Annotated in this window: 12 protein-coding genes and 1 tRNA gene; 8 read left to right on the forward strand and 5 right to left on the reverse strand. The window is 52.3% G+C overall.

The genetic code is table 11. From position 1 onward, the window contains the following. The first annotated feature begins 23 nt into the window (after positions 1-23). Positions 24-3,239 (forward strand): hypothetical protein, encoded by a 3,216-nt coding sequence (locus Pla144_RS10700; RefSeq protein WP_146450666.1) that lies wholly within the window; start codon positions 24-26, stop codon positions 3,237-3,239. Positions 3,240-3,520: 281 nt separating this feature from the next. Beyond that, entirely contained in the window at positions 3,521-3,904 is a 384-nt protein-coding gene (locus Pla144_RS10705) for a hypothetical protein (RefSeq protein WP_146450667.1), read from the forward strand. A gap of 36 nt (positions 3,905-3,940) precedes the next feature. On the opposite strand, the gene Pla144_RS10710 is transcribed toward Pla144_RS10705, so the two are convergent. Both Pla144_RS10710 and Pla144_RS10715 read right to left on the reverse strand, forming a co-directional pair. After that, complete coding sequence (locus Pla144_RS10710; protein WP_146450668.1) at positions 3,941-4,234, reverse strand: hypothetical protein; 294 nt, start codon at positions 4,232-4,234, stop codon at positions 3,941-3,943. Positions 4,235-4,381: 147 nt separating this feature from the next. Next, the gene (locus Pla144_RS10715; protein WP_146450669.1) at positions 4,382-4,720 is read right to left on the reverse strand and encodes a hypothetical protein; all 339 of its coding nucleotides are present in this window, start codon (positions 4,718-4,720) and stop codon (positions 4,382-4,384) included. A 327-nt stretch (positions 4,721-5,047) separates the two neighbouring features. On the opposite strand from Pla144_RS10715, the gene Pla144_RS10720 reads away from it, so the two are divergent. The 4 genes from Pla144_RS10720 (at position 5,048) to uxaC (ending at position 11,098) form a co-directional block, all read left to right on the forward strand. After that, positions 5,048-5,119, forward strand: a tRNA-Cys gene (locus Pla144_RS10720). Between the two features lie 397 nt (positions 5,120-5,516). After that, a complete protein-coding gene (locus Pla144_RS10725) occupies positions 5,517-7,811 on the forward strand; it encodes a mechanosensitive ion channel domain-containing protein (RefSeq protein ID WP_197530569.1) in 2,295 nt (764 codons plus the stop codon). A 146-nt stretch (positions 7,812-7,957) separates the two neighbouring features. Beyond that, positions 7,958-9,511 carry an alpha/beta hydrolase gene (locus tag Pla144_RS10730; RefSeq protein ID WP_146450671.1) on the forward strand — a complete coding sequence of 518 codons (1,554 nt, stop codon included), beginning with the start codon at positions 7,958-7,960 and terminating at the stop codon, positions 9,509-9,511. Between the two features lie 180 nt (positions 9,512-9,691). After that, the gene (gene uxaC / locus Pla144_RS10735; protein ID WP_146450672.1) at positions 9,692-11,098 is read left to right on the forward strand and encodes a glucuronate isomerase; all 1,407 of its coding nucleotides are present in this window, start codon (positions 9,692-9,694) and stop codon (positions 11,096-11,098) included. An 80-nt stretch (positions 11,099-11,178) separates the two neighbouring features. Here the strand turns inward: uxaC and Pla144_RS10745 are convergent, their stop codons facing one another. Then, positions 11,179-12,006: a universal stress protein gene (locus tag Pla144_RS10745; protein WP_146450673.1), complete on the reverse strand. Its 828-nt coding sequence runs from the start codon at positions 12,004-12,006 to the stop codon at positions 11,179-11,181. Positions 12,007-12,133: 127 nt separating this feature from the next. Between Pla144_RS10745 and Pla144_RS10750 the strand changes: the two genes are divergently transcribed. After that, positions 12,134-12,787, forward strand: coding sequence for a bifunctional 4-hydroxy-2-oxoglutarate aldolase/2-dehydro-3-deoxy-phosphogluconate aldolase (locus Pla144_RS10750; RefSeq protein ID WP_146450674.1), 654 nt, complete (start codon positions 12,134-12,136; stop codon positions 12,785-12,787). A gap of 3 nt (positions 12,788-12,790) precedes the next feature. Here the strand turns inward: Pla144_RS10750 and Pla144_RS10755 are convergent, their stop codons facing one another. Both Pla144_RS10755 and Pla144_RS10760 read right to left on the reverse strand, forming a co-directional pair. After that, entirely contained in the window at positions 12,791-13,525 is a 735-nt protein-coding gene (locus tag Pla144_RS10755; protein WP_146450675.1) for a hypothetical protein, read from the reverse strand. A gap of 357 nt (positions 13,526-13,882) precedes the next feature. After that, on the reverse strand, positions 13,883-14,365 hold the full coding sequence (locus Pla144_RS10760; RefSeq protein ID WP_146450676.1) for a CBS domain-containing protein: 483 nt from the start codon (positions 14,363-14,365) through the stop codon (positions 13,883-13,885). Between the two features lie 276 nt (positions 14,366-14,641). On the opposite strand from Pla144_RS10760, the gene Pla144_RS10765 reads away from it, so the two are divergent. After that, complete coding sequence (locus Pla144_RS10765) at positions 14,642-16,147, forward strand: deoxyribodipyrimidine photolyase (RefSeq protein WP_146450677.1); 1,506 nt, start codon at positions 14,642-14,644, stop codon at positions 16,145-16,147. Positions 16,148-16,179 lie beyond the last annotated feature (32 nt).

Here is a 16,179-nt window from a genome sequence, read left to right on the forward strand (position 1 = left end):
CAATTCTATTCTGGGAGGCAACGATGAAGATCTTAACTCGTGCCGGGCGACTCTGCTCGGACCATGTGTGTCGTTTGTTTTTCTTTCTTGCGACGTTACTGTTCTGTGAATCTACTCACGTTCTTGCACAGATCACAGCCATCTGGACAGGCAGTGGTGGCGACTCGAACTACAACACCGCTGCTAATTGGGACATTGCCCAAGTCCCTATAAATAATTTGATAGACGATTTTATTGTCGTAATTCCCGCGAGCCATACGGTGAACTTCAACGTGCCGGGCACGGGGCATAAAGTGTTTCAGTTGTCGCTGGCTGACAACGCCACGCTGAACATCAATTCGGGTCGAGATCTGGCCGTTGTGGACGAAGCCTCGGTCGCAGGAATTCTCACCACCGATAACGGCGTCTTCTCCGCTCCCTCGTTGGCAAGCCGGTTTGATGGGACTCGTGGCAGAATTGAAATTACGGGAGGAGGTGACATCACGCTAAATGCCACGAGTTATTCCTCGCTGGGGCTAAACGGGACAGCGACATTGTTTTCGGCGGATGGCACGGGGACAGTCCTCAATCTGTCAAGCGTGCAGAGCATTAATGCGGGTTGGGACGACTTCTCGGGGGGATCCCGGGTTAACACGATCCGCGCCACCAACAACGCCGCCATCAATCTCTCGGGCGTCGAAACAATCAACGCTCCCTCGCGGGGGGAAGATCGGATCGATTTCGTCGTTGGCGCCAATTCGACGATTAATCTGTCAGGACTTACTACGACCACTAGCGCCAGCGGAGGAGACACTCGGTTCGACGTGCAGGCGGCCAACTTTAGCTTGCCCGCCTTGCTGAATGCCAGCAATACCCAGTTTGACGTGGCGGCAGGCTCGACCTTGGACCTGCCCATGCTCGTGACTCACAACTTGGGGACTTATCAGATTCGAGCCGCTTCAGTGGTCACAGCCAACGATCTCACCAGTCTCAACAACGTCGATCTGACGATCGACCCCGATGGCACTTTCAACGCCGAGGACCTCACCGACTTCCAGGGAAGTAGTGTCACCTTATCCCCCAGTCGCACCTTCAACACAGGGGTCTTGAGCAACATCGACAACGCCCAATTTTTCGTCGAGGGAGGGCTCGAATACGGCACGGCCCAAGGAGAGGTCTCGGCCACGAGTTATTCCTCGCTGGGGCTAAACGGGACAGCGACATTGTTTTCGGCGGATGGCACGGGGACAGTCCTCAATCTGTCAAGCGTGCAGAGCATTAATGCGGGTTGGGACGACTTCTCGGGGGGATCCCGGGTTAACACGATCCGCGCCACCAACAACGCCGCCATCAATCTCTCGGGCGTCGAAACAATCAACGCTCCCTCGCGGGGGGAAGATCGGATCGATTTCGTCGTTGAGACTGGCGGATCGATCGATCTAGAATCTTTGCACCTGATTACTAATGCAAGTAGCGGTCAGACGAGATTCACCATTGGTGGAGCAGGGTCAATCAAGATCGGCGATCTCAATGCGGCGGAGAACGCCACGTTTACGGTTAATGATCTCAACTCGAATCTGGACGTGGATGGCAGCTTTAACGTGGATTCAGGGAGTGTGACGGTAGGTGCCGGGGCTTCAATCGAGGTCTCGAAGAGCTATTCCTTCGGCATGACCACCGAATCCAGTCTCAACCTTGATTCCGGCGTATTACGATTCGACGGTATCGGCGGTCAACAGATGGAGGTAGGTGGTGAAGACGCCGGTGTAGGTGGGTTCATGAGCGGCAATTTTGGCATGGGACAGTTGCGGATCGGTACGACGACTCAGAGAACCTCGGTGGACCTTCTGGACGTTATCGACAATGGCAACCGTGGCGGTGGAGGAGAGGCCGAGGCACTGTATCTGTTCGGCCTCGGTGGACCCGCGGGACTGCGAATCCTCAACAATTCGGCCTTGGTTCTGAACGGGATCAACGTCTATGCCTGGGATCCCGTGGCCGGTTCTCAAGTGCATCTCAATAGCTTATTCAATCCAGGTGAATTGCGAATTCCCTACGATGATGGCTTCCTGCAGTTGGCTCCGCTTGATTTCCAATGGGATAACAACGCGGGAGGAGATTTCAATCTCGGCGGCAATTGGAGTGATGGATTGGTTCCATTGGGGAGTGATTCCGCCATCTGGAATCTGGGCAGCGTTGCAGGCTACACGGTCCAGTTCGGCACAAATGTCGCCACCGACAGCGCGATCATCAAGAGCGATACGGTCAATTTCGATCTGGGTGGTTTTCAGTATAGCCTTGCTGCACTTAACGCTACTACCGGCCTGGTCATCGGACAAGATACAATTGACAATGCCAAGCTAACAATCAGCAACGGAACGCTCCACTCCAAAGATGTGCGGATAGCCGCCGCAGCGGGATCACAGGGTATTCTTACTATCGGTCCAAGCGGGAGCTTGCAAGTTGATAGCGACGTGGTCCTTGGAGTTGGCAGCGGCACCTTGCGTGTCATTCCTGCTAATCAAGTGAATGTCGGAGGAAATGTAATCATATCCGGCGATAGCCGTTTGGAAGGTGGGGGACTCATCGCCACGCTAGTCGAAAATCAAACGGGCACCCTCGCACCCGGTGTATCTGCAGGCATCATGAGTCTCAATGCCAATTACACTCAGCAATCTACCGGAAAACTTGAGATAGAAATCGGAGGAGTAGACAATTCTAATGCGAACGCTCCTCAGTTCGATCAACTTATCGTATCTGGCTCGGCAAATCTTGCTGGTGGGCTTGCCGTGTCGCTTATCGACGCGGGCGCTGGGCTCTTTGTTCCCAATGATGGCGATTTCTTTGAGATCGTATCTGCCTCAGCTGAGTTGGCAACTTCCTTCACTAACCTCACTCTTCCGGCACTGGTTGACGACAGTTGGCTAATGGGGCAATTCGGCAATTCTTTATTCTTGCGAGTTGCCGAGAATCTGGCAGATTTCGATGGTGATCTAGACGTCGATGGACGCGATTTTACTCTCTGGCAGCGCGGTTTCGGCATCACTTCCGGGGCAACCAAAGCCAATGGCGATTCCAATGGTGATGGTGCCGTAGATGCCGCCGACCTGGATAATTGGAAAATTCAGTATGGCTACCAAATAGTTGGCGGCGGCAGTCCATTCTCTTCGACAGTGGCTGTACCGGAGCCTGCGGGATTAAGCTTCCTACTGCTCGGAATGCTTGGATTGACTGGATCGGCTAGATTTTGGCGGCCGTGAGACTTTGATGGCTCAGTGCGACGCATTGCCGTCTGCGATAAGGTTTTGTCGTAGTCACAGAGGATGCTGCCTTTTTCTCTGCAGACTCTGCGGAAGAGATAAGTCTTCGCCCCCGCAAAGTTTCCACAACATGATTTTTCAGCAGCCGTTGCGCTGAATGCGCGTGAACCTGGCCGCTCTGGCTCAATGCCCTGCAGTTTCACTGCCGAAGGGACATTCAAGGGACTAACTCTGCGGCAACTGGCCGTTTGTCTATCCACCCTGCAATAGAAACGAAAATCATGAAACGACGAAGCCTGATATTCTCTGCCTTGTTGCTGGCATTTTCGCTAACCCAGGCGTGGACAGTTGCCGACGTTAAGGCCCAAAGAACGGCCAAAGCTGATACTTCAGCCACCGACCAGAACGACTGGTATTATGGTAGCGAACAACCAGAGCCGGCGAAAAACATAGCCCAGCAAAAAGCCCAATTGCGGGCCGAGCAAAGGATGGATCGCCTGGCGTCGCTCCGCTGGTACGGATTCCAACCAGGACGTCCCACGGCTTCTGGAATGCCGTTTACCACAATGTACAGCCCTGCCTGGTCACGCCCAGGAGGTCGGCCATTCAGCTGGTACACAGGCTACCCCACGAACGTCTACAACGTTGGTTACCGCTATTGGTAACGATATTTGCCCGGCTCTCTGAGGCAGGTAATTCGTTTATTTCCGCGTTCGACTTCGCACCGCTCGGCAAGCTGTCAATAATTGTGCCAGATGCTTGGGTGCACGCAATTCGCTCGCAGGATGATTCATCTCTTCGTAGACAAGCCGCGCCTCGTTGATCACCTCGGCACCGATTTCTTCCGGTGTTAGTTCGGCCAACAACTTCGACGCCTGGGCAACCCCGAGCCAGTCCTCAGCCGTGGTAGCGTAAAACAAGTGCTCAATCACATCGAGTTGCGCGTCAATGTGTGCATTCACTCGGCGACTATCCGCCGCCAGTTGAGAATGCATCCTTGCTAGATTCGGCAATGAAGGATAGTCGGTAGTGTCCATGAGAAAGAGACTGGAGGCTAGGAGTTAGATGCTAGAGGATTGGCTAAGAACGAATCAAGCAATGTTATTCCCCAATTCCTGCATTCCCCCAATTCCTTCCATTGGTCAAGCAGCTTGACGATATACAGGCATGGCGGGCACTCCAACGCGAGCCTGGCGAAGCACCTGGGGCACCAGTCGCTCGGTAGCCAGTCGGGCGATCCTAGACATCTGTGCGGAATCTATTTCCGGAGACTTCGCAATCAAAATCCGAGTGCGGCGGAGAACAATTTTCGTGGCACGGGCACGCAGGTATCCGCGGGCTTCCGAGAAGTTCATCCCTTCCGTGCGACCTACGACCCGCTGACAAACCTCGGCTAGACAATCCTCGGTCACCTGGCGAACCACCGGGTCCAGGTTTCCATTCGAGTGGACGCCCAACAAGTTCATGAGTTTCTCGATCATCGTAGGTCTCCTCTCCTTATCGACGCTGCAGACTGCTCTCGCTGAACAGCTTGCTGGCGCGTGAACCGCTATCTATTGAATCGAGTCTTATTGGCTAGTTTCTTCAACTGATTTGCTATCGCGGCGAGGATTCCCCTGGACTGTGGCGACCTGCTCCCCTGCCTAGAATACCGAGCCCTCAAACTCCCTGCACTTGACCGAAATTCACTGATTGCTTAACTTTACAGGCATTGAGCGGGACAAAATTGAGACCCTTCTCAAGTACCGTGTAAGGATAGTCCGATTATTCCTTGCACAGCGTCTCGACCAGAGTTTGAGCGCACCTAGGGCGCCGTGGCCAAGTGGCTAAGGCATCGGATTGCAAATCCGACATCCCCGGTTCGAGTCCGGGCGGCGCCTCTTACTAAAACCCCCGTGAAACACTTTGTTTCTCGGGGTTTTTCTGTGCTTGGTCCGAGGACTGCATCGCGATTGCAAGATGCCACTGTCTCGTCCTCTTCTTCAGTACTTGAGTCGGCAGTCAGAACGTCTTTCTGTCCAACGCTTTACCTGGATTCCATAGGCCGGCCATTTTCCGGGCACTTAGATTGATGTAGCCTCGTCTACGTGGTGCTAGCAGTACACGAGAAGTTACTTGTTTCGAGCCTTCGCTTTGACGAAACCGACTTGTCGTTTTTGGGGCCGAAAGAGTAAGGTAACTAACTCGAATTCGCTTGAGTTGGTTTGATAGCTCGGACCAACCGAATTCATGTCTGCAAGGAATGCAGATACCGACAATCCATGGAAGGATTTAGCGATGTGGCATCCCCCACAACTCAATGAGCGTTCTGCGCTTTCGCTGGCCGTTTTCGACGACATTTCAGGCCCTGTTTACAAACGGATTCGCCCTGCGTGGGTGGTTGCTTGGGTTTTTCTACTTCTCTTTGCCACCACGCAACAACAAAGTTTCGCCAGTCAATCCGGATCGCAAAAAAGCAATTCTCCAAGTCGAGAAAGCCTTATTCAATTACAGGCCGAGTGCTCTCATGCGCTCGCACAACTCAAAACAACTATCGATAATCTGAAAGAGAAGAGCCAACTCAATACTCTTGAACTTCTCAGGGAGGAGCTTGAGCTATGGGAACGATATGAGCTTGTTGTGGCTCAGCGGCTCTCCACTTTAGATGATCGCGAAGAAGTGAATCGACAGTTTCAGCTGATTCATGAACCGCAGACGGAAGAAGAGCACTCCGGGAAGCCCTATTCTTTCTTAAAGCTTGACGAGTTGAGAAACTCTTTGCTCGGAGTTCGAGACGACGCAGCAATGCTGGAACTGGAACGGCAGGCTGAGCAGGCTTTGCTTATAGATGCGAAGCAGCAACTAAGTGAAGTCGAAAGCAAACGCAGGATGAAGCTGGAGGCAGTTGCCACCGGTCCAAGTGAGACAACTCCTCAGCAACACGAGGTTTCCCTATTAAACCTCCGTTGCCGAGTTTACGGATGCATGACAAGCCTCCACAGAGAACGAGCTGACATACTAGAACTACAAGTTGAATTGACCAATTCGCAGATTCAAGCCCTCGAATCGCGTGTGAAAATGATTGCTCAGAATGTCAGGTTTTCCTCAGAAGAACTCGACGAGCGACTTGGGATGATTAGCAATATTCAAGAAGCTGCGGAGAAACAGTTGAAGGAGGCGGAAGGGCGCATGCGTCGGCTGGCCCAACGACATTCTCAAGATGGATCCTCCTTGCCTGAGGATATAGAATTCCAGACCGCCCGAGACGAATCTGAGCTTCTCCAGCAACTATTGACTGAGATCAGCGCAGTTCGTGACTGCTGGCGTCACCGATATCAGTTCGCTAACAAAGATTTTCAAGTCAGTGAGCCTGATCAATGGCTGGACGATGCGATTGCCTCCAAACGAAGAATCGATCGGCTTGCTGAGAAACTGAATCTCCACCGAATGCATTGGCAAAATACTGCCATGTCTCTCCAAAGAAAAGCAAATCTAGGTGAGGTCGAGGGAGAACAACTTGCGCTGCTGAGCAACCAGATATTGGATATCGAAAAGGCAATCGATTTCTACTCCTCCACTCAGGTGCTAACTGCTGGTGGCCAGCGACTCTACGAACGCTTTATTGATGAATTGGAAGATCACCTCGATAAAATTACCTGGAAGGAAGCCACTCACCGATTTGCCGTCTGGCTAGATACGATTTGGAACTTCGAAATAACTTCCATTGATGATAGACCAATTACCATCAGCAAGATATGTCGCGGGCTTATCCTATTGCTAGTGGGTTATTGGTTCGCACGCTTCTTATCAGGTGCCATTGCCAAACGCGTTATGCCTCGATTTGGGCTGAGCCCGACGGCAATCGCTCCGCTGAGAACGGTCCTCTTCTATTCGTTGTTGATTATCACCGCATTTGTCTCGTTGGAAGTTGTCAATGTTCCACTTACTGTATTTACTTTCCTGGGTGGAGCAATCGCGATCGGGGTTGGTTTTGGTAGTCAAAATATTCTCAACAATTTCATCAGTGGCCTGATCTTGCTCGTGGAACGGCCTATACGCATTGGCGACTTGGTGAACATCGAAGGTATCGACGCGAACGTGGAGCACATTGGTGCCCGCAGCACAAGAGTTCGCACCGGTGCCAACTTGGAGATCCTTGTTCCTAACAGCAAGTTTTTGGAAAATAATGTAACCAATTGGACGCTCTCTGACACACGGTCTCGCACTTCGATCACCGTTGGGGTCGCATATGGATCTCCTGTTAGAAAAATCATTGAAGTATTAGATTCGACGATTAGAAATCATTCGAAAGTTATCACTGAACCAGCTCCGATAGTGCTTTTCAAAAACTTTGGCGACAGTGCTCTGGAATTCGAAGTGCATTTTTGGATTCATATGCAGCGCATGATGGAGGCTGCACGAGTTCAGAGTGATATTCGTGTCGCAATCGATGACCGATTCAGAGAAGAGGGCATCGTGATTGCTTTCCCACAAACCGATGTACACCTCGATCTGCAGAAGCCCATCGAAGTCCGGCTCAATGACCAGACGCAGTCGGCACCAAAAGCCTTCTTTCCTCGGAAGGCAGCGTAGTAGGGACCGAGCTACGCAAGGCGTCGCAGTAAGCCGAAGTTAGCCCGTGTCCTGAAGGTTTGTAGGCTTCTTGCCTGTCGTTCGAGGGTAAGGCTTTTGAAAAGCAAGTTCAATTAATTCGATTATATGTGAGGCGCCAGCACCAGATGTTGACTCTTAAAAATGCTGAATGTCCAGAAACGGAAGAGTTGGCCATTCTTGTACACGGCACATTTTCTGGTAACAGCTCTAGTACTGGTGGACAGTGGTGGCAGGCAGGCAGTCAGTCGGCAAACGAGTTACAGAGCAGGCTGCCTGACGGTGTCCGTGTAGCGACTGATAGTGAGGTCTTTCATTGGACTGGAGAGAATGGTGAACGGGCCAGAAGCAAGGCCGCCGCACAATTATTAAGGCATCTCCAGCCACTGGAAAAAGCAAACAAATCCTACCATCTCGTGGGACATAGTCATGGCGGTTCGGTCATCTGGAATGCCTTGCGACTAGCAACGCTCACAGGGCGTCCACTCCGCAATCTCCGCAGCTGGACAACTGTCGGCACACCATTCCTTCATCAGAAAGGACGCAGTCCTTGGCACCTAACCAACCTCATGGGTGCGATTCTTGGCCTGCTTCTCATGCGGCCCGTCTTCAATGCGGGGCACAGACTCGCGACTCTGATTTGGGATGCTTACTCGGGTGAAGACGCGGTGCTGTCACTTCTGCCGGATGAAGAGGTGGGTTACTTGGCTGTTTTACGTGCACCTTTTATCTCCTTCGGTGAATGGCTCGGATTATCAGTGCAGCGGAATGCGAAAGGTATCCACCTAGGCACCTTCGATCCATCGGGCGATCTGACACTGTTCGAATACCTCTACTCAACTCGCGAAGGAATCATCCTGGTGGCCCTGACAGGTTTCTGTTTCTATCTGTGTCTGCACTTTGCAATGATGTGCTTCCGTCCAGCACTGGAGTCACTACGAATTCGAGCGGATACACGTTTAGAACGAAATGCATTCAGTCGCTATGGGGCTCGTTGGCTAGGGCTGTGGTCTCCAGATGATGAAGCTATCAATGGACTCCGAGCCACTCTTGATTTGACTTGTACCTTTGTTAAGCAACTCACTCCAAGAGAACGAGTTTATTTTACCGATAATATTTCAATCCTATCGAGACCCTATTACTGGCTTTTGGCGCCGTTGTTCAACTGGGTGTTTCGACCAGCGATTGACTCACTAGTGAAGGGATTGGTGATACGTTCCGCGCAAGGAAATGATCGCCCCTCGGCTCACGTTGTCGCTGTGCTCCCATCTCCAGTTATGAATGAGACTATTCCAGCATTGCCGGAACATCTCAGCAAGAAGATGCTTAACGAGGCAGACCAACATGCGGGGCAGGTCGTACCAAAATTTCGTCAGCTCTTGGGATGTCCTTCGTTCACTTCCGGGTTGGAAAGCTTCTCCGAGCAATTGTCCGGCAAGGAACTCGTGCACACGTCTTATTTTGACCATAGCGAAGTGCTTGATCTCATTGCTATGAATATTGTCTCGAGCACCATAGAAAACAACGAACGATCGACTGCGAATTCTGAAAATTGCCTTCTTAGTTCTTGGTTTCTGGATTTCAAGGCACGCCTCATTGGACGTGCGCCTCAGTCGCTACTTGGCGAAGTTGACGTCCCGCGCCGAGCAGGTATCGCTTCCCCAAAAAACAATGCAGCTTAACTCGAATTGCAATAGAAATATCTGTTGTTAAGTGTGGAAATTTGACTACACTGAGTTGCCAAGTGGTGGTTCCATTCGCAGTGCCATTCGACATGCATTGTTGAGAAATGCCCCATACGCGTGTCAGATAGAGCATTTGGCGGCAAGAGCATTTCAATTCTACGCAAAGGGACGATTTCGATGTCATTCATTCATGACGATTTCCTGCTCCAGACCAAAACCTCTCGTCGGCTCTACCATGAGTTTGCCGCTAGTGAGCCGATACTTGATTACCATACGCACCTCCCTCCGGCGCAGATTGCGACCAATCATCGCTTTGCCGATCTAGCGGAGATGTGGCTTGCCGGGGACCACTACAAGTGGCGAGCTATGCGGGCCAATGGTGTGGCAGAAGAGTTCTGCACCGGTGGTGCAGAGCCTTACGATAAGTTTCTCGCCTGGGCCAAGACAGTTCCCCACACCCTGCGGAATCCGCTCTATCACTGGACCCACATGGAACTCAAACGGTATTTCGACATCGACGAACTTCTCAATGAAGATACCGCCCCAGGAATTTGGCGGGATGCTAACGAGCAGTTACATCAGGGCTACGAGCTAACCGTCCATGGCATCTTTCACAAGTTCCAGGTTCGCGGTGTTTGCACTACCGACGATCCCACCGACAACCTGACCTACCATCGTCGAATCGCCGACAGTAGTCTCACAACCGGCGTGTTTCCGACATATCGTCCCGATCGGGTTTTGGAAATCGACCAGACTAAGCAGTTCAACACTTGGGTCGACAAGCTGGCCGAGGTAAGCGATGTCCATATTGTTTCGTTTGCCGACTTACTTTCTGCACTTCAAAGTCGACACCAGTTTTTCCATGAAGTTGGTTGCCGACTTTCCGATCACGGACTCAGCCATGCTTATGCGGACTTCTGCGACGATCATCAAGCCGCTGCGATATTTGCCAAGGCCCGCACTAGTGGCGCGGTGAGCCCCGCCGAGCAGAGTCAATTCGCCACGAATCTGATGCTGCACATTGGGCGTTGGAATTATGAAATGGGCTGGACAATGCAACTCCATCTGGGAGCACTTCGGAATGCTAACGCCGGACTAATGGAAAAGGTTGGCCGTGACGTGGGAGGCGATTCGATCGGCGACTGGCCCCAGGCGGAAACGTTGTCGCGATTTTTGGGCCGTCTCGATAGCGAACATTCCCTTCCCAAAACAATCGTTTACAACCTCAACCCGGCCGACAATTACATGCTCGCTACGATGATTGGCAACTTTCAAGATGGCTCGGTCGCAGGCAAGATCCAGATGGGCTCCGGCTGGTGGTTCTTAGATCAGTGGGAGGCAATGCAATGGCAGATGAACGCACTCTCGAATCAAGGCCTGTTGTCGCGATTTATCGGCATGTTGACCGACTCTCGCTCGTTCCTCTCCTACCCCAGGCACGAATATTTCCGTCGTTGCCTATGCGACCTCTTAGGAACGGATGTAGAGCGCGGAGCGATCCCCAACGATGATTCCCTCTTAGGGCCGATGATCCGTAACATCTGTTACGGCAATGCGCGGGAGTATCTAGGACTGGGGGTGTAAAACCTGATCACTCCGAATACGAGCAGATCGGCGCTAGCCGCCGTTAGTCACACTCATACCGGCGGCTAGCGCCGATCCGCTCACTGCGCCAAGAAAAGTGGCAGCGCCGAATTGCGCATCACATGTAGCGCTGTCTCTCCCAGAATGCGACGCAACAGCAAGCTCTTCGAACTATTGCCAAGCACGATCAGATCGGCTCCCCACTCATTCGCGTAAGGCAGCAACGCTTCGATAGGTGGCTTAGCCACACATTCGGTTTCCGGCTCGTAGCCATGTGCCCGGCAATACTGAGCTATTTCAGAAAGTCGCTCCGCGCCGATTTCACGATCATCGTGAAACGTGACAATTTTCATCTTGGCCTTCGGCCAGAGCCTTAGGTGGGCATATTGCTTGATCGTCTTAGCCGACTCCATCGATCCACTATAGGACACCAGGACTTTGTTAATCTGTCGATCCTTTTCAGCGACGGCCAACAAGGGGCGAATCCCTTCTTGCACCAGTTTGGCCAATTCATCAACAGGCTCGTCTACCACACCATGTTCGAAAAAGCTCTGTAATCCACAGATTACCAAGTCGTGATATCGGGTAAGCGACACCAGGGCGGACAGCGGGTCTCCCAATTCACTCTGCAATCGATAAGTGACACCCGCCTTTTCACAGGCCTTAGCGAATTCTTCTTGCTCGGTGCGGATAATGTCTTTCGCCGTTTCAATTCGGCTTTCTTTCAATTCTCGTGCCGCATCACCCGCCCCCATGGGAATCGGTCCCAAGTCGTCCAAGCGATCGATGTCCAGTAGAGTTACCCCCGTAAGTTCCGCATCGTGGACCTTGGCCAATTCGATGGCTTTGGCTGTCGCTGAGCGGGCATACTCCAGGCTGCCCAGTCCGACCAAGATTCGCTTCATCATAAGACTTCCACTCCACCTATTGTCTTGTTTTCCGAGTTAGTTCGGGGTGCTGCTGCACGATGACAAATGCTCCCTGTTAGATTAAATTATAGCATCTTGACCCTTTCCCAAATAGGATTGCCCGAGAATGAAAGTTCCGCCCATTTTTGAGAAGCTTGAATCCGCAGGAGTACTTGCGGTCGTGATTCTGGACGACATAGACACTGCGGTCCCGCTGGCCAAGGCCTTACTCTCTGGTGGTGTCAATGCCATGGAGCTTACTTTGCGGACTGAGGCTGCACTGGATTCGCTGGCTGCAATTCGTCAGGAAGTGCCCGACATGTTGGTCGGCGCGGGAACGATTCTCAAACCGGAGCAGGTCAGCCAGGTTATCGAACGCGGAGCACTGTTCGGGGTTTCACCCGGGTTTAATCGCCGGGTGGTTGACTCCGCCGCCACCGAAGGCTTGCCATTCGCACCTGGTATCGCAACCGCTTCTGACATCGAGGCGGCCATCGAATTGGGTTGCCGTCTGCTGAAATATTTCCCAGCCGAAGCGTTAGGTGGGCTAAAATATTTGCGGGCAATGTCACCTCCCTACCATCATCTGGGAGTAAAATACGTTCCACTCGGAGGGGTCGGCCGGGAGAATCTGGCTGAGTACATTGTTGACCCCCTCATCGCGTTTGTCGGCGGCTCATGGCTTACCCCCAAAGACAAGATTATTGCCAAAGACTGGAAGGCCATCGAAGAGCTTGCCTGCCAGGCCCGCACGACTATTGACGCGGCCAGAAAAAAGTAATCGTCACTCGATCGGCGAGGATCTTGGCGGTAGTCGGGCCCCGGCGGGGACTGGCTCGATCGCGATACCTCGCAACTTGAAGTCATCGAAGTTGCCGTTGTCATCAAATGTGCCGAGTCCGACTCGGCCCCAGGAAAACTTCTTGTCGGTGGCGGTCATCACTGGTTCAATCATGTCGTCGAAAAAAACGTTCATGCTTCCAGACTCGGTATTGTGAGTCACTTTCACATCGTGCCAATCGCGATCCCATGGTGTGCCTGTCGATTCTTTTTGAGTGATCGCCTTGCGGTCGGCACCGTTGACGATGAAAATCTGACAAGAATGAGGATCGGGCACCGCCCCTAGATGGACATAGTAAAAGTGACCCGGGTCCTGGTATCCCCAGAAGATACATAAGTCTCGGTGACCGCCAGCGTCGTAATTGGTATTCAGCACCCGCACTGAAAGTTCGAAATCCGACACGACCGGAAGTTTTAGCAATGCGAGATTCCAAGGACTGCGATAGGGGGGCTCGTACTTGCTGCCGCCGTTGGAGCGGAGCATCATCTTCTCAACAGAGCTTTCGTTTGAACTGATAATCTCCCAGGTGACAGGTCCATCCGTCGGGTCGCTCGTATGCCAATGTGACAGACCCTCTTCGAACGAATCCTGTACCAATAGCGGTAGGCCCTCAGCAAGGGAATAGGTGAAAGGTCCGCTAAAAAGGGCGAAAAGCACAAGCAGCGAACTACTACGCATAGTTTCTCCAAGAATGAAGTCGTGACTGGGCACAACTTATTAGACGACACTTGGTCTCAACGGGCAATACCTGCTATCGAACAATCGACCAGTCGGTTATGGCTATCAGTGAGAAACCCAACGTAACGAAAGCAATCAAGACTCCAGCTACTCCGTAACCAACGTCGAGATCTCCGTCGACCAGGTTTTCTTGTTCGATATCAGAAAAACTCTAAACCATATTGGGTGTCGCTATTGCGGATGCCACTTGAAGAGTTCTTCCATCGCATGATGAACAGAGGATGCCTTGTATGGTTCTTCTTTTCAAAGAGGTAGACGCAATTTCAAGAAGGTACCGAGAAACGATTGAATGCTCACTTATGATTCAGCCCCATGGACGAGTGCCGACACGAGATCGAGGCTGCTGACGATACCTACTGGGCGTCCCTGACGATCGACAACAATTAGGCGGTGAATATGATCTTGGCACATGAGCCGACCTGCTTCGACAATGGACAAATGCTCCCGAATTGTCTGCACAGTTGCAGACATGTGGGCGCGAACCAATGTTTCATCGCTTACTTCTGGAAGTGATACCTCTTTTTGAGCAAGAGTGGCATCAAAATGAGCGGTTGGGGAATGAGTGTGTGATTCCTCCGATTCCCACCCAACAAAATCAGTGGCGCTCAACACACCCACACATCGCCCACTGCTGTCGACGACGGGCAAACCAGTGACACCATAGGTTTTCAGCATGTCAGCGGCCGCAGACATCGTATCGTCAACGCCGACCGTTACAACGTCCCGCGCCATCACTTGTCCAACCCTGAGAATCGTGAGTTGCTCAAGAGAACTTGACATGGAACTGCTCCTTCTTGCGTAGTACACACTCAGGTCCGTGCGAGGATCAAAGAATCCCTTCCGTGGTAGAAGGGTGCAAAAATCGCGCCATCACCTCTTTGGTTGACATCCCCGAGCAAACTGGACAAATTCGACGGTAAAGACTCACTGAAGTGTGCGGTTTCGCACAGATTGCGTCGGGTTTGGATAGAATGCGGAGGTTACAATGCCCGGCGTTAATCTATAGGACTAAATCCGGTAATACGGTGACCAAAAATCGAGCTTCTCGGAGTCAATATGAATACGGCAAAACTCATCCGTGAAGTTCCAAGTTTACGTATCCGTGTACCAAACGAACGCGACGTCCAACCAAATGGCCGATTCGTGCTGTATTGGATGATCGCCAATCGCCGCACGCGGTGGAACTACAGCTTGCAACGTGCAGTTGAGTGGGCACAGGAGTTAGGCAAGCCGCTGGTCATCCTCGAAGCCCTGCGGTGTGATTATCGCTGGGCCAGCGATCGGTTGCACAGGTTTGTGATTCAAGGAATGGTCGACAACGAAGCGGCTCTGGGGAAATCTCCTGTAACCTACTATCCTTACTTGGAAAGAGAGCCGGGGGAGGGGTCGGGCCTATTGGCCGCACTTGCCGCGAATGCCTGCGTGGTCGTGAGCGACGATTTTCCCTGCTTCTTCCTGCCGAAGATGATCTCAGTGGCGGCGAAACAGATCCCCTGCCGATTTGAGTTGGTCGATTCAAATGGCCTGTTGCCAATGCGGGCAACCGACAAGGTGTTTCTGCGCGCCTACGATTTTCGCCGCTTCTTGCAAAAAGAGCTCAAACCGCATTTATTTGAACTTCCCACTGCCAATCCTTTGATCGAAGTGAAGCTCCCGCAACTCGAGAATTTGCCAGTCGATGTAATCAAGCGCTGGCCACCCGAGGACGATGTCTCATTGAAACAGGTAGCAGACGACCTCAGTGAATTTCCTATCGATCACTCCGTCGGCAAGGCGCTTCTTAGTGGTGGTCAACGCGCGGCAGACCGGCAGGTGAAAATATTTCTTGATCAGCGACTCTCGCGATACGCTGAGGCACGTAACCAACCCCAACAAGAAGTTGCTAGCGGATTGTCTCCTTATCTCCACTTCGGCCATATTTCTGCCCATGAGATCTTTGCCTCCGCAATGGAGCACGAGCAGTGGTCTCCCGACAAACTCTCTGAAAAAGCTACCGGTAGTTCCACTGGCTGGTGGGGCACCAGTGAGGCTGCCGAGTCCTTTCTCGACGAACTGTTCACCTGGCGAGAATTGGGCTACAACATGAGTTCCAAGCGTGGTGATTACAATCGCTACTCGTCGCTCCCCGATTGGGCACAAGCAACTCTTGCCGAGCATGCCGAAGATCCCCGCGAGCACACTTACTCTCTCGCCGAATTCGAAGCAGCCCTAACACACGATGAACTCTGGAACGCAGCCCAGCGCCAACTGGTTCGTGAAGGTCGCATGCACAATTATCTGCGTATGCTCTGGGGCAAGAAAATCCTGGAATGGTCCCCTACCCCGCAAGATTCGCTTGCCGTTATGATCGAGCTGAACAACAAATACGCCGTCGATGGCCGCAACCCCAACAGCTACAGCGGCATCTTCTGGGTCTTGGGCCGCTACGACCGTGCCTGGGGACCTGAGCGTCCTATCTTCGGCAAGATCCGTTACATGTCGAGCGACAATACGGCACGCAAGGTGAAAGTCAAAGAGTACATTGAGAAGTACGGCCCCAATGGGCAACGCGACCTATTCTAGATTGATCACGACCGGCGAGATGGTTCGAAAAC

This window comes from Bythopirellula polymerisocia, assembly GCF_007860015.1.
GTDB classification, from domain to species: domain Bacteria; phylum Planctomycetota; class Planctomycetia; order Pirellulales; family Lacipirellulaceae; genus Bythopirellula; species Bythopirellula polymerisocia.